Here is a 20,243-nt window from a genome sequence, read left to right as displayed (position 1 = left end):
TCCCTTCTGTTATTCTAATTCTGTGGAATCGTCAAAATCATCGCCATCTGTGTAGTCATCATGGGTATACGCGTCATCGTTCGCATCCTCGCCACCTACACTTACCAGTTCGTCGCCCTTGAACTCCTGCTTCTGGTAACCGTATTTGCCATAGGAATCCTCATCGTCCTTGTAACGATGATCTCCCTCGATAACAGAACGAAGATCGGTATCACCGTAGTCGATGTTCTCGCCGATTTCAACCTCGCTGCCGTCCTCACGCAGCACACGCACATCCAGTCCGAGGGACTGCAGCTCTTTGAGCAGTACCTTGAAGGACTCCGGAACGCCCGGCTCAGGGATGTTCTCGCCCTTGATGATTGCCTCGTAAGTCTTAACACGACCTACAACATCATCAGACTTCACGGTCAGGATCTCCTGAAGGGTGTAGGATGCACCATATGCCTCAAGAGCCCAAACCTCCATCTCTCCGAAACGCTGTCCACCGAACTGTGCCTTACCACCCAGAGGCTGCTGAGTAACCAGAGAGTATGGGCCAGTGGAACGCGCATGGATCTTATCGTCAACCAGGTGATGCAGTTTCAGGTAGTGCATGTGTCCGATGGTTACCGGGCTGTCGAAGTACTCACCGGTACGTCCATCACGCAGTCTTACCTTACCGTCTCTTCTAAGCGGAACGCCCTTCCAGAGTTCTCTGTGCTCCAGATGAGATCCGAGATAATCCATCACTTCCGGTTTCAGGGTATCTTTATATTTCTCCTGGAAATCTTCCCAAGAGGAATTTACATAATCATTTGCGACATCGAGGGTATCCATGATGTCAACCTCGTTTGCACCGTCGAATACCGGCGTTGCAATGTTGAAGCCGAGTGCCTTGGCTGCAAGGCTTAAGTGAATCTCCAGGACCTGTCCGATATTCATTCGAGACGGCACGCCCAGAGGATTCAGTACGATATCAAGCGGACGGCCATTCGGCAGGAACGGCATATCCTCTACCGGAAGAACGCGGGAAACGACACCCTTGTTACCATGACGTCCTGCCATCTTATCGCCGACAGAAATCTTACGCTTCTGAGCGATGTAGATGCGAACCGTCTGGTTTACGCCAGGAGCCAGCTCGTCGCCGTTCTCTCTCGTAAATACCTTTGCGTCTACGATGATACCATATGCACCGTGCGGTACTTTCAGGGAGGTATCACGAACCTCTCTTGCCTTCTCACCGAAGATTGCACGGAGCAGGCGCTCCTCAGCGGTCAGCTCAGTCTCACCCTTCGGGGTTACCTTACCAACCAGAATATCTCCGGCGCGAACCTCTGCACCGATACGGATAATTCCGCGCTCATCCAGATCCTTCAGAGCATCGTCACCGACGCCCGGAACGTCACGGGTGATCTCTTCCGGTCCGAGCTTGGTATCACGAGCCTCTGCCTCGTACTCCTCGATATGAACGGAAGTGTATACATCCTCCTGAACAAGACGCTCAGACAGAAGAACTGCATCCTCGTAGTTGTAACCTTCCCAGGTCATGAATCCGATCAGCGGGTTCTTACCAAGTGCGATCTCACCATTCTTTGTGGACGGACCATCTGCGATAACCTCGCCAACCTCAACGTGATCGTTCTTGTATACGATCGGCTTCTGGTTGTAGCAGTTAGACTGGTTGCTTCTTTTGAACTTCGTCAGATGATATACATCACGATTGCCGTTGTCATCACGGCGGATGATGATCTCATTGGAAGCAGAGCGCTCTACCACGCCGGCATGCTTTGCGACAACGCAGACACCGGAGTCAACTGCTGCCTTTGCCTCGATACCGGTACCAACAGCCGGAGCCTCGGTGGTCAGAAGCGGAACGGCCTGACGCTGCATGTTCGATCCCATCAGAGCACGGTTTGCATCATCGTTCTGAAGGAAAGGAATCATGGAAGTTGCCACGGAGAATACCATCTTCGGGGATACATCCATCAGGTCTACGTTCTTCTTTAAGAACTCGGAAGTCTCCTCGCGGAAACGACCGGAAACGTTGTTATTTACAAAATAGCCATTCTCATCGAGAGGGGTATTTGCCTGTGCTACGATGAAGTTATCCTCCTCGTCAGCGGTCAGGTAAACAACCTCATCGGTTACGCGCGGGCCATTCGGATCGTTCTTATCAACGATTCTGTATGGAGCCTCGATGAAGCCGTACTGGTTTACACGAGCGTAGGTTGCCAGAGAGTTGATCAGACCGATGTTCGGTCCCTCAGGAGTCTCGATCGGGCACATACGACCGTAGTGCGTGTAGTGTACATCTCGTACCTCGAATCCGGCACGGTCTCTTGACAGACCGCCAGGTCCCAGTGCGGAGAGACGACGCTTATGAGTCAGCTCGGAAAGCGGGTTGTTCTGATCCATGAACTGAGACAGCTGGGAACTTCCGAAGAACTCCTTAACTGCTGCGGTTACCGGCTTGATGTTGATCAGAGACTGCGGTGTAATACCGTCCATATCCTGAGTCGTCATACGCTCGCGAACGACACGCTCCATACGGGACAGACCGATGCGGTACTGGTTCTGTAAGAGCTCGCCGACTGCACGGATACGACGGTTGCCCAGGTGATCGATATCATCTGCATTACCGATGCCACCCTCAAGATGCATGTTGTAGTTGATCGAAGCGATGATGTCTTCCTTCGTGATGTGCTTCGGGATCAGCTCGCTCATGTTGCGATGGATCAGATCCTTGAGTGCATCCTGATCATCTCCAGCTTCTTCCAGAATAGTCTTTAATACCGGGTAATATACTAATTCTGTAACACCAACTTCTGCCGGATCGAAGTCTACATAAGCAGACAGGTCTACCATCTGGTTGGACAGAACCTTGTAGTTTCTCTCCATACCCTCGATCATAACAAACGGAACTGCGGAGTTCTGAAGGGTCTCTGCCAGCTCCTTGTCCACGGTGGTTCCAGCCTCTGCCAGTACCTCACCTGTGGTCATATCAACAACATCCTCTGCCAGCTTCTGACCCTTGATGCGGTTCTTGAAGTGGAGTTTCTTGTTGAATTTATATCTGCCGACTTTGGCCAGGTCATAACGGCGCGGGTCAAAGAACATGCTGTTTAACAGGCTTTCTGCACTATCAACGGATAACGGCTCGCCCGGACGGATCTTGCGGTAGAGTTCCAGCAGACCATCCTGATAGTTCTCGGAGGTATCTTTGCCGAAGCTAGCCTGCAGTTTAGGCTCATCGCCGAACAGTTCGAGAATCTCTGCGTTCGTACCATAGCCCAACGCACGGATCAGCACGGTCACCGGTACCTTACGGGTACGGTCCACGCGCACATAGAAGATATCATTGGAATCCGTCTCATACTCCAGCCATGCTCCGCGGTTCGGGATTACCGTACAGCTGTACAGCTCCTTACCGATCTTATCATGTCCAATGCCATAATAGATGCCCGGGGAACGCACCAGCTGGCTGACGATAACACGCTCTGCACCGTTGATGACAAATGATCCGGTGTCGGTCATAAGCGGAAGATCGCCCATGAAAATTTCGTGTTCATTGATCTCTTCTTTATCTTTATTGTAGAGTCTTACTTTCACCTTTAACGGTGCTGCGTAAGTAGCGTCGCGTTCCTTGCACTCCTCTATGGTGTACTTGACCTCATCCTTACATAAAGTAAAATCTACGAATTCCAGGCTCAAATGACCTGCAAAGTCGGAGATTGGGGAGATATCTTCAAATACTTCTTTCAGGCCTTCATTGAGGAACCACTGATAGGAGTCTTTTTGAATCTCAATCAGGTTTGGCATCTCAAGAACTTCTTTCTGTCTTGAGAAGCTCATTCTAACGCTTTTCCCGGATGTGACCGGACGCATTCTGCTTTTCTCCATTGACGTTTCACCCCTGTTTTCTAATCGATATTCTAAAGCATTCTCAGGGCGCAAAAGGCCCATAATGCCACAATAGTGCACACTCCATAATATCATAGCCATGTCAAGGTGTCAAGTTTTTTATGCACAAAAATTTCAGGAAATCTTGCATTTTATTTGCAAAAATGATATACTAATGGAACAAGTCTGTCCTAATACAGAAAGAATTTACTGGAGGTAGCCCCCATGTGGTCGATTGTATTCAATGTGTTACTGGTGATTCTGGTCATCATGGCCATCGCTCTCGGTGTGCTGTATTTCTTTGGCCGGAAGCTGGAAAAGAAACAGGTAGAACAGCAGCAGATGCTGGAAGCTGCAAAACAGACCGTGTCGATGCTGATTGTTGATAAGAAGAAAATGAAAATCAAGGATGCTGTGGAAGCTGGTCTTCCGAAACAGGTTCTTGAGCAGACTCCTTCCTATATGCGCTGGGCAAAACTGCCGGTTGTTAAGGCTAAGATCGGACCGCGTATGATGACGATGATCGCAGATGAGCGGGTATTCGAGATTCTTCCGGTTAAGGTGGAAGCAAAGGTTGTGATAAGCGGAATCTATATTTCCGAGATTAAGAGCGTCCGCGGTGGCGTGCTCCCGAAACCGCAGAAGAAAAAAGGCTTCTTCGCACGTTTCAAGAAAGACAAGAACGAGAAATAATGACTTCAGGACAGAAATAAAACTCCCGATCGATTTTGCTGGATGCCGAATCGGTCGGGAGTTTTTTTCTTGCGCTCCTCATGCGGGTAAAGTCATGCAAACACGCTCTCGCTCCGGGTTTGCATGATCTTTCCCGCTTCGGAGCACTTCAAGATACATCCCTGCAAAAATAAAAAGCAATATATTACTCCTCATACATCGGCTCGTATGGCTCGCGGTCCTGGGAATCGAATTCCTCGCGGATCTTTGCGCGAAGCTCCGGCTTCGTGAAAAGGTCATAGGCTGTGCCTGCAAAAATTTTGGCGGCGTAGAATGCGCCCTTCTGTCCGATCGTGCTTCCAGCGGAGGCACAGCTCTGCCAGGTGTGCGGTCCGACACCGACCGGCCAGCATGCGGTTGTGAAGAAGTTCATCGGCATGATCTGGCTGACATCTCCGGTGTCGGAGGAAGCGGTGAGCGGTGCTTTCTCCCACGCGTCTCTTGATACAATGCCTTCGGCAAGAACTTTTTCTTTCGCCTCGTAGACTTTCTGGTCGTGTGCCTTGATCGCCGAATCTACGGTATCCTGAAGACTCTTCGCAAATGCAAGTTCCTCCTCCGTATATACAGGAGGTTCGATCTCGTTCATATTCTCCCAGGTCAGATCCTCGAACGATTTCTCACCGAGCATATCACAGCAACCATACTCAACCTTGATGTCAACTTCGGTCTCCGTCATCATTGCAGCGCCCTGTGCGACGAGACCAAGACGTCTGAGGATTTCTTTCACATCAGAGATGTGCGGAGCTCTCGTAAAATACCATGCGCTTGCCTTGTCCGGCACGATGTTCGGAGCAAAACCGCCGCTGTCCGTTGTGTAATGGATTCTCGCCTTGTCCATCACATGCTCTCTCAAGTAGTTTGCGCCGACACTCGTCAGCTCCACTGCATCGAGGGCACTTCTTCCGCGCTCCGGCGCAAATGCTGCATGGGAGGTGCGTCCTTTAAATTTATATTTTACAGATGCACTTGCAAGATAGCCCTCGTCGCAGACCATGTTCGAGGACATCGGATGCCAGCTGAGTGCCATATCACAGCCGTCAAACATGTGATAATATGCCATCTTTACTTTTCCGCTGAGAAGCTCTTCCTCCGGACAGCCATAGAAACGGATGGTTCCCGGAATTTTTTCTTTCTCGAGGAAACGGCGAATCGCAATCGCTCCAGTCACAGCACCTGCACCGAGAAGATTGTGACCACAGCCATGTCCCGGTGCTCCGGCAGTCACCGGCTCTTTTGTGATCTGACATTTCTGGGAAAGTCCCGGAAGTGCATCGTACTCACCGAGAACTGCGATCACCGGACTTCCGCTTCCATACTCTGCATAAAATGCATGTGGAAGATGCTCATTGTTCGTGATTGTGAATCCCTCTTTTGTCAAAAGTTCCCGCATCAGATCTGCCGAGCGTTTCTCATTTCCGCCTGTCTCCGGGTGATTCCAGAGATCCAAGCAGACGTTTGTACACATTGCTTCGAGATCCTTCATGTGATCCAGCATTTCCTTCTTGCTCATCTTACCTCGCTCCTTTTCATAGAAATTTCTAACCACTCTCAGTTTCCTTTCAAAATTGACAATGATCTTTTTTCTCATTGTCGCTCATTCAGCGTAAAATTTCAATGATCCATATTCTATATTAATGATCTGCCTGTTTCTTGTAAGTTGCAAGTGTCACTCCGATTGCGACAAAGACGCTTGCCAACGTTCCGAGATAGTTTGCTGCACCCGGAAGCCATGCAAAGATTCCTGCCTTGATTGCCACATAGATCAGAATCGAAAAAATCAGGATTCCGCTTGCAAATCCGACTTTGCGGATTCCAAACTGCATCAGAAGGGCTCCAAAAAGAGCCGGAAGCAGATAGTTCAGTGCCTCGATGACTCCTGCCGGCATTTTTGCAAGAACAGAGCTTCCAAGAATAACACCGATCGTGAGTACAGAGACATTGATGACGATCGAGGTTGCCATACCGAGAATCGAGATCACAGATCCCTTCTCTGTTCCCGGCTCTACACCTGCCGCAATCTGTGCCATGCTTGCACACGGAACTCTCATGTTCGAGATGTTTCCGGACAGGAATGCCATGTACGTTCCGATCGGACCAAGCACCGTGAAGTAGGAGATCGGCTCTACGATCCACAGAAATCCAAATGCACTCGCTGCCGCAATAAAAACAGTCAAAAGAGCTGCCGGATCCGGAAGTAATCCGTATACCACTGCAAGCATCACTGCCGGAAGAAACGAGCACACAACACCGAGAAATCCCGTGACTTTTCCGATTCTGTGCATCTTCGGCATATATTCGCTCTCATAAAAATCATTTTTTCCCATTGTCCATTCCTCCCTCAAATTCACATCGATTTGAACTTTCTAAATCTATCACACACCATGCATTTTTTATTTTGCAAACCAAACCATCTAAAAAACGGTTACGGAAGTAGTGCCGTGATAATCATTGCCGACAGAATCGCAATCGTCAGATTCCATTCTTTGAGCCATCTTAAATTCTCTTTCTCTGATAATTTCAGGAGAACCGCCATGAAAACAGCTCCAAGCACACAGGCAATCGAATATTTATTTAATTTAATCAGATGAGATGCTGACATCGAACTGAATGCACCGATGATTGCTGCCGTGGAGATCGCCATCAGCTTCGCCGGATCACCGCCGGAAATCTTGTGCTGTACCTTGTCCATGCGGTTTGCGGAAATCGTTGCAAAGATAATCCAACCGATTGATCCAAGCACCATCGTCCACACTGCCATATCAAGTGCAAGCGGAGTCATCGGATCAGCACCGAGCTGAACGCCAACGGAGGAAGTTCCAAATCCCGCTGCGATTGACTCAAACATAACTGAACCGATCAGGGAGAGTCTCATCCACGCCATCGGCGCTCCGACTGTAATCAGCAGAGAAAGCATTCCGCTCAAAATAACAATTGACGGACCAATCGATGTCGTCGCACTGCTCCTGACAGCGTGCTTCATCTGCTGGTCCGTCAACCCAATCTTCTCTCCTGCTTTCCACGCATTTCTCGCAAACACAAGCGCCTGCACAAGCACCAGCGCGACCGGAATTCCACATGCAATCCACATCGGAAGTCCATTTGCAATCTTCATAGCATCCATACTCAACTACCTCCTGTACCTTGATTTTTTACAATAGATTTTTCTTTGAAACGCATCCATGAACCGAACCGGTCACTGGCATTTCACAGGTGTAAAAGTATAAAAAAAGCGAAGTTGCCCTCCTCAAGGCATCTTCGCTTCTGAGCGTAATCATAGCAATATTTTTTTAATTTGTCAATAATTACTCTTCCATCAGCTGCAAATCTGCGCCGACACGCGGGCAGACATCGACCGTGATCTGGCAGTCTGAGACATGGTCGTAATTAATGTCAAGAGAATAATCGATTGCCACATGAAGGTGGTCCTCTTCCCATTCCTGCTCAATCTTGGTTGTCGTCAGCTGAACGAGCATCTCTCCCATCGGAGTCGCATAGCTCGTCGTGCTTCTCTCCCCCTCTGCGAACGAGAGAACCGCCGTCGCTGCACCGGTCTTCTTTACTTCCATGCGATTTTCCGAGATCTTGATCGTGTTTCGGATACTCTCCTCGATCCCGTCAATCACCTCGTCATAAAGGATATAATGTTTGCCGTTTTTCCAGAAATAATCTCCGGATGTGATGACTTCCACATCATCGTGCTCTCCATCGATCAGCTGAAGTCCGCTGATCCGCACCAGAACATCTCTCGTCATAATTCCTCCGTTCTAATACTCCTCGATGTTGATCTTTTGCGTCTCTTTCACCTCATCCGGAAGAATCGAGGTCGCAAAATCCGTAAATTTCTCCGCAAGGTCGCTGACATAGAACTGATACTTTTCTCCTTCAAGCGGATCTTCCGGATTTCGATTCAGTCCATGCGCCTTGAGAAGTTCCTTCAACTCAATCGCCGTCTCATAGGCAGGATTGACGAGCGTTACCTCATCGCCGAGCAGACGACGAAGCGTCGAGCGCAAAAGCGGATAATGCGTGCAACCCATCACAAGCGTGTCGATGTAGCGACCCTTGAGCGGTGTCAGATAGCGGGATGCCATCTCATCCGTCACAGAATCGTGCCAAAGTCCCTCCTCGACAAGCGGAACAAAAAGCGGGCAGGCCTTTCCGGTCACCTCGATGTCCGGTCTCATCTCCTGCATCACCTTCGTGTAGACTCCACTTCGGACAGTCGCCTCCGTTCCGATCACGCCGATCTTTCCATTGCGCGTTGCAGAAACTGCTGCCCGCGCCCCTGCATTGACCACGCCGATGATCGGGATATCCGACTCTTTTGCCACAATCTCAAGCGCATACGCACTCGCCGTGTTACAGGCAATCACGATCGCCTTGACTCCCTTTGTCCGAAGGAAACGGATGATCTGGCGAGAATAACGGACAATCGTGTCCTGAGACTTGCTTCCATAAGGAACGCGTGCCGTATCTCCAAAATAGACAATGCGCTCCTCCGGAATCTGGCGCATGATCTCTCTTGCAACCGTGAGACCGCCGATTCCAGAATCAAACACGCCAACCGGCGCATTTCTATCGATGCCAATCCGATCAAGATCATTTGGAATTTTCTTTTCCTCTGCTCCCATCGTCTGTCACCTATCTTTCAAATGCAAGATCAATCAAATGGTCAATCAGCTCTGTCTTCGGAATTCCAGCTGCCTCCCAGAGCATCGGATACATGCTGATCGCCGTAAATCCCGGAAGGGTGTTGATCTCGTTAAAGATCACCTCCCCGTCTGCGGTTACAAAGAAATCCACGCGTGCAAGACCGTAACCGTCCACTGCGTTGAAGATCTTTTCTGCGGAAGTCTTGACACGAGCACTCGCATCACCCGGAAGCTCCGGATTCACAACCGTTCTCGACTCCTGATTGTTATACTTTGCATCGAAATCATAGAAATCTGCCGCTGCCAGAACCTCACCGACTACGGAAGACTTCACCGGTTTTGTGCCGCCGCCGAGAACAGCACACTCGATCTCACGTCCAACAATCGTCTCCTCGACAAGGATCTTGCGGTCATGGCGACTAGCCTCTTTCAGTCCTGCGATCAACTCCTCGCGGTTCTCTGCCTTGGAAACACCCTTTGAAGAACCTGCATTTGACGGCTTGATAAATACCGGGTAAGCAAAACGGTCTTCCACGCGGCGCACAACGCTGTCGAGATCCTTCTCCATCTTCCAACGCATTACCGGAATATAGGCTGCCTGACGGATACCGAGATCGTCAACGATAATCTTTGTATACAATTTATCCATCGAAACTGCGGACGCCAGAACACCACATCCCACATATGGAATCTTTGCAAGCTCAAACAGACCCTGAACCGTTCCGTCCTCGCCGTAGAGACCGTGCAGAACCGGGAATGCCACATCGATATGCTCCTCCCAGGTCTTATCACCCTCCTGGAACAGAACACACTGCTTTGTCGCATCCGGAAGCAGGAACGCACTTACCTTGCCAGCTCTCCATGCGCCGGAACGAATCTCCTCAACAGAATCCGTCTTCACCCAATGTCCCTCTTTGGTAATACCAATCAGAATCAAGTCATACCTGGTCTGATCTATCAGTTCAATCACATTTCCTGCGGACATGCAGGATACCTCATGCTCAGAAGACTGTCCTCCAAACAGAACTGCGATTTTTTTCTTATTCATCTCTCTTTTCCTCCTGGAAATATGCTCATACTCACTCCGATCCCGCTTCCCCATTGTTCTCTTTCCCTTGTTTCTTCTTAATTTCTTCGATTTTCTTCTTGGATTTCGTTTCCACAAAAGACAAGTCTGGGAAAATATGGGATCTGACTGCGTCGAATCTGATTAATTATATCATATTTGTCAATACTTAAAAACAAGAATCATCCGACGCACCCAAAATGAAGTTTATAAAAAATTCTACAATAAAACAAGCCATGAATTTAACAGAAAGGAGAATTTTCTTGAAAAACTCATCTTGCTCCACCCGTCCCTACTTTCCGGGAGTCCTCGCTATCATTCTCCTCGTCTTTCTGCTCTGCCTCACAGCGCTCCAAAATCAGCGGGAGACACTTGCCACACACATTTCTCCTGCCATTCTGCGTTTTCATGTGCTCGCAGACAGCGACCGCAAGGAAGACCAGCGCGTTAAGCTCGAAGTCCGCAGTCTCATTCTCGACCTGATCAAAGAACACCTGCCAGAACACGCTGACAAGCAAGAAACGATTCAATGGATTCTCTCATCCAAACCATTTATTGAGCAGACCGCCAACTCCTACCTCTCCGATCACGGCTTTTCCTATGAGTCCCAGCTCTCCCTTGAGCACACCTACTTTCCGACCCGGACTTATGACAATCTCATCTTTCCATGTGGAAATTACGATGCCATTCGCCTCATCCTCGGAAGTGGACAAGGTCATAACTGGTGGTGTGTCCTATACCCTGCCTTCTGCTTCACCGATGAGGTCTGCAAACCACTCGCCGCCAAAGAACTCGCCAGGCTGAAATCCGTGATCCAAAAAGACGATTACCCCGCCCTTGTGGATAATCGTCCTGATCTGGAAGTTACTTTTTCATTTTTATTTAATCCGGATTCACAAGTCCCGTGACTGCCCACTGATACGTCTCAATCGCCTGTCTTAAAGCCGTATCCGCATTCTCGTAGGAAGCCTCCTTGCTGTAATAGCTGAGCATTCCTCCAAGATACTGCGTCTCCGACATCATTCCGAGTTCTTTCATCTTTGCGTAGCTGTCCGCACTCTTCTTTGCCGACTCAAATCCATCTTTTGCACTCTCATACGCGACAAGTTTTGCCTGCACATCGTTGTAGAGTTCCTGCATCTTGATCGTCATCTTCTCATCGCTCTCATTGATCGCGTTGAGACGGGCAGTATCTCCCGCATAAGTGTTTGCGGAAGCAGAACGGCGCAACTGCTGAAGCTGGGTATTGTTTCCGATCGCCTTTCTCGTGTCCTCCTCAAGATTCATCTGAGCAATCTTGGAAGTATCCACGGACGGAATCGATGCAATCTGCGGGGTCGCGTCTGCCGGCCATCCGGTCATCGTGCAGATCTTCGGCAGGATCTGGGTGAGCGCACTGTCAATCGTCTCAATATTCGACTGTGCAGTCAACTGGTTCTTCTGTGCAGTCAGCACATCTGTCGCCGTCGCCATTCCAAGTTCCTGCTGTTTGAGCGCAAGCGCATACTGGCGATCGTAGAGTTCCTTCATATGAACCAGAACGGCGCGCTGTTTTGAGAGGGAATCATACGAGAGAATTGCAGACTGCGCATACATCGTGATCTGCTTCTCTGCCTTCTCAAGCTGAATCAGATTGCTCTTGCTTAACGGATTGACCGCCGCCGAGCTCATCGCCTTGACCACGGCACTGAGCACCGTCTTCTGGATCGTGCTGTTGATAACTGCGGAGAGATCCCCGTCATCTTTTGCGTTGTCAAGACGGTCAGACGCTTTTCGTCTCGCGCTCTGGAGTTCCTCGAGGTTGTTTGCGAGATCCTGTCTCGTCTCGTCGAGATTATCCCACTGTGTTCTCATCGTCGTGTTGAACTCGTGAATCAGATTTGGAACCTCATCATACTCGATCACATCGTCAGTCAGCTTCGCCCAGGTCGCATCATCGTATCCGGAATTCACACGGTCACTCAAAGGACCGGCTCCCGCCCATGCCTGATTCGGAAATGCTACTGCCGTCGAGGTGCCAAGAACTGCCGTGGCGAGCATGACCGTCAGCAGACGAGAAAAACTGCTTTTCGCATTCTCTCTTCTTGTTTTTATTCTTCTCATGCCCTCACCGCCTTACGTTCCTGCTAAACCGTTGATCGTCCACTCATAGTTCTGAATTGCCTGAAACAGCTTGTAGCGGTTGATCTGCACCGTCAGCTCTGCGGTCTCCGTCGTGTTCTGCTGAGTCTTCAAGGACAGGTTGTCAAGCTGACCGGTCTGTGCCTTTCTCTGTGCAATCTGAAGGTTCTGCTGTTCGAGCGTTGCCTGCGTTACAGAGAGATCGTAAGCGGTCTTTGCGGAGAGTACAGACTGATAACTGCTGTTCACAGAAGCCACGATCGCGCGCTCATTGTCCGCTACCGTCGTCGTCAGATCATCTTTCTTATCCTGACTTCTCGCATTCGAGAGCTGACGCCTGTTGATCAGAAGCGTATAGTTGTTCTCGAGTGCCTTATCCTTATCAACTGACGGATTCATCTCGGTAATCCGCGCATCGTCGACATCCGGAATCGAACCGATCTCCGGATTCGCATTTGCTGACCAGCCGAGCATCACCTGAAGCTTCTGTCTTCCGGTATCAATTGCGGACTGGTCATTGATCAGCGCCTGATCGGTACTGCGAAGCGACTCACGCGCACTCAGAACCTCAATGTCTGTCGCCATGCCCGCATTGCATCTCGCCTCAACTGCCTGATAATTCTCCTGTGCAAGCTCCTTTGCCTTCTGATCAACCTGAAGCTGGATCTGGTTCTGATACCAGCTGATCATCTCACTCTGCGCACTCTGCACGATGCCGGCCTCCGTCTGGCAGTTCGTCATGTACTTGACATAACTGTCCTCAAGAGCATCATCCGCCTTTTCCTCATACGTCTTTGCGGTCTGATTGTTATTGATAATCTGTGCCATCATCGAACCATAGTTGGAATCATCGACATCCGGATAGGAAAGTGCATCTCGCAGATCAGCCGCCAGTTTGCGATACTCATCTGCAACATCTTCCTTTGTATCTCCGTACTTTTTGCGGAACTCATTGTAATCAATCTGATCTTTCTGAACCGTCGCATTGTACTCGTGCACAAGACCGGCAAGCTCTGAATACTCGATCTTGTCATCCCGCAACTGCGCCCACTCCTCTGCGGTCCGGGAAAATTCCGGACTTGAGGCGTATGCCACTAAGGGGGCGGACACCGCCAGGACACCGGCGATGCCGGCCGGAAGAATATATCTCAATAATCTCATTTTTCTCTCCTTATCATGTTGGTGGGTAATTCCGCACCCGTTTCATTACAGTTTTATTACATTTCGTTTTCCCACGTTTTTTCTCACTGCACTTCATGAGGGTGACGCTCTTTGAGCGCACCATACTTGAGAAGATCAAGCTGTTTGTGAAAGACCATTCTCACAAACTCCAGTGAATCCGGATTCTCATAGTACTGCTTGATTGCGAGCAGAATCACCGTTGTCCCAAGAGGCATCAATGCTGAGAAATCCTCGACGGTCTCCACACGCAGTTTATTCTTGTCGACCAGATTGAAAAACCACGCCGACGGACTGTCCTCCCCTATCATATTGCACGGTTTCGACCAGTCTTTAAAACCAACTCCATTGATATTTTCCTGATATGAGAAGAGATTTTTTGCCATATGAAGCAGACCTTCTGTCTTCTGAAGCGTCCTCACAAAATATTCAAACATCTTATCGAGAAGGGCGAAATAATCTCCGCCACTTCTCCTGATCTCTCTCTCACAGAATTCCTGCAATTCCCGTCTCATATCTTCCATTAAGAACTGCACGACATCTGACTTATCCTCAAAATAGGTATAAAAACTTCCTCTTGAAATTCCTGCATTATGAATAATCTGGTTGATTGATGCTTTTTCAAAAGGAACTCTCGCAAATTCCTTCATTGCGGCTGAGCGGATCAGAGCCTTTTTCTGCTCCGGAAGTCGCATAAATCTCTCTGTTGGCATCTTTTCTTTCCCTTTCTTGCTTCCCCGAATGGATTGATCGTTACTGTTTGCGCAATGCGTGAACCGCAACGATTAATCTGCCATTGGTTCTCCGTCTATCCACTTTCTTCCCGCCATGTATACAAAACGGTAGAACGTCGGCAGAAGAATCAGGGTCAGAATCGTCGAAGTTGTCAGACCACCTACGTTTACGAGTGCCATACCCTGCATCATCGCACCTGCTTTACCGAATCCAAATGCATTCGGGATCATCGAGATGATTGTCGTCAGTGTTGTCATAATCATCGGGCGGACACGAATTGCTCCGGCTTCCACGAGTGCCTTGTCAAGCGGGGTTCCCGACCCGATCATCTGGTTTGCCGTATCCACATATAGGATACCATTGTTTACTACGGTACCGACAAGCATCAGGAATCCAAGCATGGACGTCATACTGATTGTGCTGTCCGCGAGGAACAGAAGACCGAACGAACCGATCATTGCAAACGGGATCGTCGCCATCACCATCAGTGAGTACTTCGGAGACTCGAACTGGATTGCCATGACGATGAAGACAAGGAAGATACCAGTTCCAAGTGCTCCGCCGAGCGCTCCGATCTCCTCACCCATCATCTCATCCATGCTGTTTGTCGCCATCTCGACATCTGCCGGCATGTTCCAGTCGTTTCTTACATAGTCATTGACCGCCTGTTTCGCAGTCTTCTTTGCGTCAGCCTGTGGCTGCATCGTGATTGCCACCTGATACTGCTTATCTTTTCTCTTGATCTGCTGTGGGCTGTCCTGATAAGAAATCTCTGCGAGATCCTCAAGCGGAAGCGTTGCGCCTGTCGCTGTCGTAATCATCATGCCCTGCAGCTTATCAATCGTGTCGTAACGGTCGGAAGCATATTCAACCTTGACATCGACATCCTCTCCGTTGATACGGATCGTCGATGCCTTCACACCACTCAGGTTTGAATAAATCACCGAACCGATGCTTGCCGGGGTCAGTCCTTCTGCCTCTGCGGTAACCGGGTCAACCTTTACCTTGACAACCGGCGCTGCATTCTCGATCGAGGAGTGTACCTGCATGACATCGTCACGCTGTCTCAAATCCTCAACAAGCTGATCGGCTGCCAGCTTCAGCGCATCGTAGTCTACACTCTGAAGATCGACCTCAATCTGATCTCCGCTCGACATTGAGCTTGAGGAGGTGGAACTTCCGCTCTCCATCGAAACGGTGCAATCCTTATAATATGCAGTCTCATGTCTCCACTTATCCATAACCTCATCGGTCGAGAGCTTGCGATCATCCTTCAGATATGCGGTCAGCGTCACATCGGAACCTGCTCCGACACTCAGTCCACTCGCTCCGTAAGTCAGCAGATAGTGATCCACTTCCTCATCACCTGAGACAAGCTCCTCAACATCTTTCACCGCATCATTGATTGCATCAATCGTCAGACCCGGCTTTACCTGAATTGTCATGTCGACAATTCCCTCATCGGCAGATGCCATCAGGTCCATTCCCAGACGGCTCGCCATCATAAATGCGAGAACGAGAAGAGCGATTGCCGTGGCAAATACGGTCTTCGTCTTCGGAATAATGTTCGGCATCGTCTTGCGGTACCATGCCTGGAAATGCTTCAGAATACGGTCAGCCGGTGCCGTCTCTTTTGCCTGCGGATGCCAGTGCAGATAGCACAGCGGTACGATCGTGACTGCGGAGAACAGGGATGCAATCAAGCTGAATACGATCGTATAACCGAGCTGTTTGAACAGCTGTCCACTCATACCGGAGAGCAGTGCCAGCGGAATGAATACAACACAGGTCGTCGCCGTACCACCGATGATCGAACCGATCATCGTTCTTGTACCTTCGATTGCTGCCTCATAGAAACTCGGCTTTTCTTCCTTCGCACGGAAACATCCATCGAGAACGTTGATCGAGTTATCTACCATCATTCCGACACCAAGTACGAGGGAGGTCAGAGAGATAACGTTCATCGAGAATCCCATCGCATTCATACAGATCAGTGCGATCATAACGGAAACCGGGATCGAAGTACCTACGATGACGGAAGCTCGAAGCTCTCCGTAGAAGATGAACAGGATGATCATCGAGAGGATGATTGCCATAACCATCGTCTGCACAACATTCTTGATTGAGCTTGTGATCATCTCACTGCTGTCGTTTACAATCGTGAACTCCAGATCCGGATACTCTGACTGAAGTTTGCTGATCTGTTTGAGTACCTGCTTCGATACATCAATCGCAGTACTGCTCTGCTGTTTCTTGATGCCGACAGAGATAACGTCATGACCATTATAACGACCGATTGAGGATGCCTCCTCGAGTGCATCATAGACCTCTGCGACATCGGACAGGTGAATCGTGTCACCATCGGCAAGCGGAAGCACGATGTTCTTGAGTTCCTCTGTGCTGTCATAGTCGTTGCCGACGCTGACATCAAGCTTCTGTTTTCCGACTGTTACATCGCCTGCCGGAATCGTAAAGTCTGCGGCACCGATAAGCTGTGCCACGGTGTTCATGCTCAGATGGTACTGTGCCATCTTCTCCGGATCAAGCTGAATCCGCACATAGGACTGCTGACCACCGGAGATTGATACCTCACCGACGGAGCTGAGCTTCTCAAACTCCGGCACGATGTTGTTGTCTACATAAGTATATAAGTTTCCGCTCACATCTCCGCTGATTGCAAGAGAAATGACCGGCTGAGAGTTCATATCGAGCTCCATGATCGAAGGCGTATTTGCATCATCCGGCAGATCGCTCTGAATTCCATCGACCGCCTTCTTTAAGTTGATGTATGCGGTATCCATGTTGGTTCCGTACTCATACTGAACCAGCACAATCGAAACGTTTTCCTGAGAATAGGAAGTAACTGAATCCACGCTATCCAGAGTCGATATCGCGTCCTCTTCCTTCATCGTAATCAGCTCATTGATATCATCCGGACTCGCTCCGGCATAGACCGTGGAGATGATCAGCATCGGCATCTCCATCTCCGGAGTCAGCTCTACTTTCGCCCCGAGCAGTGCCTGTAAGCCGAAAAACGCGAACGTAATCAGGCACAGGATGACTGTCACCGGACGGCGCAGAGAAAATTTTGTCAAATTAATCATTTTGCGCTCACCTCGCTGTCAGCTCCTGCCTCATTGTCTGCACTGCTCTCTGCGCTCTCCGCAGAAGAATCACTAGAAGAATCTGTGGTCATTTCAGCAGAATCCGTTCCATTGTCAAGAAGGACTTCCTGACCTGCTACAAGCTCATTGCTCCATGTCGTGATGACCTGATCGCCTGCATTCAGCCCGGAAACCACCTGCATTCTATCGGAATCGTAGATACCAGTTTCAATCTCCGTCTTCTCTGCGACACCATTGTTGTATACATAGACGAACGGAACACCTGCGTCGTAGTTGACTGCATCAAGCGGAATTGTCATCACGTCATCCGCATGATCCATCACAACGGTGATCTTAACGCGGGTTCCATTGGAAAGGCTTCCGTCCTGCGGAAGAGATGCCTTCACATCATAAAGACCTGTGGAGCTGTTTACCATTGAACCGATCTCGGTGATGCTGCCCTCTCGACTGCTTCCATTCTTCTCAACAGTCAGGATATCACCAAGAGACATATTCTTCATCGTCTTCTCGGTCACGCCGAACTTCACCTCAAGCTGATTCTGACCGGATATCTCACAGATTGCGGTCTGACTGTTTACATGGTCGTGAAGCTCAACATTACGGTTCTCAATCACACCATCCATCGGAGCAGTCACAGTCGTGTACCCGACCTGAAGATCATACTGATGCTTTGCAGAATCATAAGAGATCTGCGCACTCTTTGCGGAATTCTGTGCCTGCTCAAGTGCCTGCTGAGAGACAAATCCATCTACTGCAAGCGCCTGGGTACGGGTCAGGTTATCGTTCGCACTGTCAAGAGCGACCTTTGCAGCGTCGACCTGAAGCTGAAGGGATGTCAGAGCGTCCGAATCGATCTTGATTAACGGCTGTCCTGCCTTCACCGTATCTCCTGCCTGGAAGTAAACCTCCAGAACCTCACCGTCCATCTTCGGCATTACCGATGCTCTGGACTGGGGCTCCACGACACCGGTTACATCCGTATACAATACAATATTTCCCTGCTGAGGCTGTTCCACAGCAACAATCGGACGGTTCTCATACTCCACAACTGGCTCTTTCTTGAAAAAGCGGGAGTAAATCAGTCCTCCGGCAAGAATCACTACGATTCCGCCAACAATCCACTTCATCTTTCCTTTCATTTCTCTTCCTTTTCCTTCCTTTTTGTTTGTCTCCGATTTCTGACACCTGTTTCTGATTGTTATGCGACTGTCCGCCGACAGATGCAATCTGACTCATGTTTTTCTGCCCGGTCTCTGCATTCAAGTCAACGCTCCCAGAGCATCGGCTCAAACTTAAAACCGGTCATCCATCACCTCACACGAGCCCAGACTTTCTGGTGACAATCTGTCACTCATTATAATGACAACTTGTCACTCTGTCAATAGGTGGATGGGAACTTTATACTTTTTTAACACTTTAAGAAATACTTGGTTTTTCTTTCCCAAAGTCGTTTTATTTATCTGATTTTATTATTAAATATCTTGATTTTTTATTTTTTTGTAAAAATACAGAAAAATTTAGGAAAGAAAGAAGAAAAAAATCATAGAAAAGAAAAAGAAGCGGAAAATGCGTCCAGCACACATCTTCCACTTCTTCCAAGCTAGAGGGTTTGTTGTCGGCTTTTTTCATCGCCTTCATCATGTTCTTATTATATGCATTTTTTCTCGATAAGTAAAATACAGGATTCCAATAGACCTATCAGTTTTTCTAAGAGTAGTGAGTCGTATCTAGTAGTATCTAGTCGTATCCGTAAATGAGAATCTCCGAGTACCTCTGACGAAATATTTATGTTATACTAAAATATATTTTTTGTTAAAAGGAGTCGATCGCTTGGATACCAAACAGATTGAATACATTTTGAAGATTGCAGAAGAAAACAACATCACTCGCGCAGCTGAAAAGCTCTTCATCTCCCAGTCCGCCTTAAATCAACAGCTCTTAAAACTTGAGCAGGAACTCGGGACTCCGCTTTTTCACCGCTCCCGCACCAACTGGGGACTGACTGAAGCCGGCAAGATCTATGTCGAGGGCGCAAAAGCGATGCTGAGCATCAAGAAGGAGACTTACAACCGAATCTATGATGTCTCAAACATCCAGAAAGGAAAGCTCACGATCGGTCTGACACCGGGACGCGGACTTCGGATGTTCACAAGCATCTACCCGGAACTTCACAAGAACTGTCCCCACCTTCAGGTTGTTCCGATTGAGATGCGCGTCTACCTCCAACAGCAGGCCGTCGCCCGCGGAGAGATCGATCTCGGCTTCATCACGCTTCCGCTCAGCGAGCGGACGAGCGACAACCACATCCTTCTCGGCACCGAGGAGATGAGCGTCATCATTCCGTCCGGTCATCCGCTCGCCGTCCGTGCCTCCGCCCCCGGCAAACCACTCTCGATCCTCGACTTAAAAGAGCTCCAGTATGAGCCTTTCGTCCTGATGGACAAGAACTCCACACTCAGAGCTGTCTGCGATCAGATTTTTGCAAAGGCGGGATTTACCCCAAATGTCCTCTTCGAGACGAACAATACCGCAAGCATCGTGCCGATGGTCGAATCGACACTCTGTTGCGGTATCATCCCTCATTATTATGTTCGCAATCCCTCGGCGCGCCTCGCCTGCTTCGCCCTCGAAGACCACCCAACCTGGGATATGACGATCCTTCACAAGAAGGGAAGCTATTTAAGCTCCGGCGCAAAGGAATTCGTTCGCCTTGCAAAAGAATACTGGTCAAAAGAGGAGTCCTGGTAAGTC

At 49.3% G+C, this 20,243-nt stretch carries 16 protein-coding genes; 3 read left to right on the top strand and 13 right to left on the bottom strand.

Annotation, left to right across the window (positions count from 1 at the left end; translation table 11 throughout):
- Positions 1 to 9: 9 nt before the first annotated feature.
- On the bottom strand, positions 10 to 3,879 hold the full coding sequence (rpoB, locus tag AC4EVX_RS01105; RefSeq protein WP_177978026.1) for a DNA-directed RNA polymerase subunit beta: 3,870 nt from the start codon (positions 3,877 to 3,879) through the stop codon (positions 10 to 12).
- Between the two features lie 225 nt (positions 3,880 to 4,104).
- On the opposite strand from rpoB, the gene AC4EVX_RS01100 reads away from it, so the two are divergent.
- Positions 4,105 to 4,572 carry a hypothetical protein gene (locus AC4EVX_RS01100; protein ID WP_177978027.1) on the top strand — a complete coding sequence of 156 codons (468 nt, stop codon included), beginning with the start codon at positions 4,105 to 4,107 and terminating at the stop codon, positions 4,570 to 4,572.
- Positions 4,573 to 4,756: 184 nt separating this feature from the next.
- On the opposite strand, the gene AC4EVX_RS01095 is transcribed toward AC4EVX_RS01100, so the two are convergent.
- The 7 genes from AC4EVX_RS01095 to AC4EVX_RS01065 form a co-directional block, all read right to left on the bottom strand.
- Positions 4,757 to 6,124 carry an amidohydrolase gene (locus tag AC4EVX_RS01095; protein WP_177978028.1) on the bottom strand — a complete coding sequence of 456 codons (1,368 nt, stop codon included), beginning with the start codon at positions 6,122 to 6,124 and terminating at the stop codon, positions 4,757 to 4,759.
- Positions 6,125 to 6,245: 121 nt separating this feature from the next.
- On the bottom strand, positions 6,246 to 6,938 hold the full coding sequence (locus AC4EVX_RS01090; RefSeq protein ID WP_490159379.1) for a hypothetical protein: 693 nt from the start codon (positions 6,936 to 6,938) through the stop codon (positions 6,246 to 6,248).
- 98 nt (positions 6,939 to 7,036) lie between these two features.
- The gene (locus tag AC4EVX_RS01085) at positions 7,037 to 7,735 is read right to left on the bottom strand and encodes a DUF5058 family protein (RefSeq protein WP_177978030.1); all 699 of its coding nucleotides are present in this window, start codon (positions 7,733 to 7,735) and stop codon (positions 7,037 to 7,039) included.
- Positions 7,736 to 7,916: 181 nt separating this feature from the next.
- A complete protein-coding gene (locus AC4EVX_RS01080; protein WP_177978031.1) occupies positions 7,917 to 8,366 on the bottom strand; it encodes a YwiB family protein in 450 nt (149 codons plus the stop codon).
- 12 nt (positions 8,367 to 8,378) lie between these two features.
- Positions 8,379 to 9,245 carry a glutamate racemase gene (gene murI / locus AC4EVX_RS01075; protein ID WP_490159378.1) on the bottom strand — a complete coding sequence of 289 codons (867 nt, stop codon included), beginning with the start codon at positions 9,243 to 9,245 and terminating at the stop codon, positions 8,379 to 8,381.
- Between the two features lie 10 nt (positions 9,246 to 9,255).
- Complete coding sequence (locus AC4EVX_RS01070; protein WP_490159377.1) at positions 9,256 to 10,314, bottom strand: D-alanine--D-alanine ligase family protein; 1,059 nt, start codon at positions 10,312 to 10,314, stop codon at positions 9,256 to 9,258.
- Between the two features lie 290 nt (positions 10,315 to 10,604).
- On the bottom strand, positions 10,605 to 10,862 hold the full coding sequence (locus tag AC4EVX_RS01065; protein WP_490159400.1) for a hypothetical protein: 258 nt from the start codon (positions 10,860 to 10,862) through the stop codon (positions 10,605 to 10,607).
- On the opposite strand from AC4EVX_RS01065, the gene AC4EVX_RS01060 reads away from it, so the two are divergent.
- Positions 10,743 to 11,240: a stage II sporulation protein R gene (locus AC4EVX_RS01060; protein WP_490159399.1), complete on the top strand. Its 498-nt coding sequence runs from the start codon at positions 10,743 to 10,745 to the stop codon at positions 11,238 to 11,240. The genes AC4EVX_RS01065 and AC4EVX_RS01060 overlap by 120 nt on opposite strands.
- On the opposite strand, the gene AC4EVX_RS01055 is transcribed toward AC4EVX_RS01060, so the two are convergent.
- From AC4EVX_RS01055 to AC4EVX_RS01035, 5 genes are all read right to left on the bottom strand, one after another.
- Positions 11,215 to 12,435 carry a TolC family protein gene (locus AC4EVX_RS01055; protein ID WP_490159376.1) on the bottom strand — a complete coding sequence of 407 codons (1,221 nt, stop codon included), beginning with the start codon at positions 12,433 to 12,435 and terminating at the stop codon, positions 11,215 to 11,217. The two genes, AC4EVX_RS01060 and AC4EVX_RS01055, sit on opposite strands and share 26 nt — an antisense overlap.
- A 12-nt stretch (positions 12,436 to 12,447) precedes the next feature.
- A complete protein-coding gene (locus AC4EVX_RS01050) occupies positions 12,448 to 13,614 on the bottom strand; it encodes a TolC family protein (protein ID WP_177978035.1) in 1,167 nt (388 codons plus the stop codon).
- A gap of 83 nt (positions 13,615 to 13,697) precedes the next feature.
- On the bottom strand, positions 13,698 to 14,345 hold the full coding sequence (locus tag AC4EVX_RS01045; RefSeq protein WP_490159375.1) for a TetR/AcrR family transcriptional regulator: 648 nt from the start codon (positions 14,343 to 14,345) through the stop codon (positions 13,698 to 13,700).
- A gap of 72 nt (positions 14,346 to 14,417) precedes the next feature.
- A complete protein-coding gene (locus AC4EVX_RS01040) occupies positions 14,418 to 17,471 on the bottom strand; it encodes an efflux RND transporter permease subunit (RefSeq protein WP_177978037.1) in 3,054 nt (1,017 codons plus the stop codon).
- Positions 17,468 to 18,631, bottom strand: coding sequence for an efflux RND transporter periplasmic adaptor subunit (locus tag AC4EVX_RS01035; RefSeq protein ID WP_490159374.1), 1,164 nt, complete (start codon positions 18,629 to 18,631; stop codon positions 17,468 to 17,470). The genes AC4EVX_RS01040 and AC4EVX_RS01035 overlap by 4 nt, the downstream gene beginning before the upstream one ends.
- Before the next feature lie 691 nt (positions 18,632 to 19,322).
- Between AC4EVX_RS01035 and AC4EVX_RS01030 the strand changes: the two genes are divergently transcribed.
- Positions 19,323 to 20,240: a LysR substrate-binding domain-containing protein gene (locus tag AC4EVX_RS01030; protein WP_177978039.1), complete on the top strand. Its 918-nt coding sequence runs from the start codon at positions 19,323 to 19,325 to the stop codon at positions 20,238 to 20,240.
- Positions 20,241 to 20,243: the final 3 nt, after the last annotated feature.

This window comes from Brotaphodocola sp. (assembly GCF_983179755.1).
The sequence above is the reverse complement of the archived record's forward strand: the minus strand, read 5'-3'. Positions and strand labels throughout refer to the sequence as shown.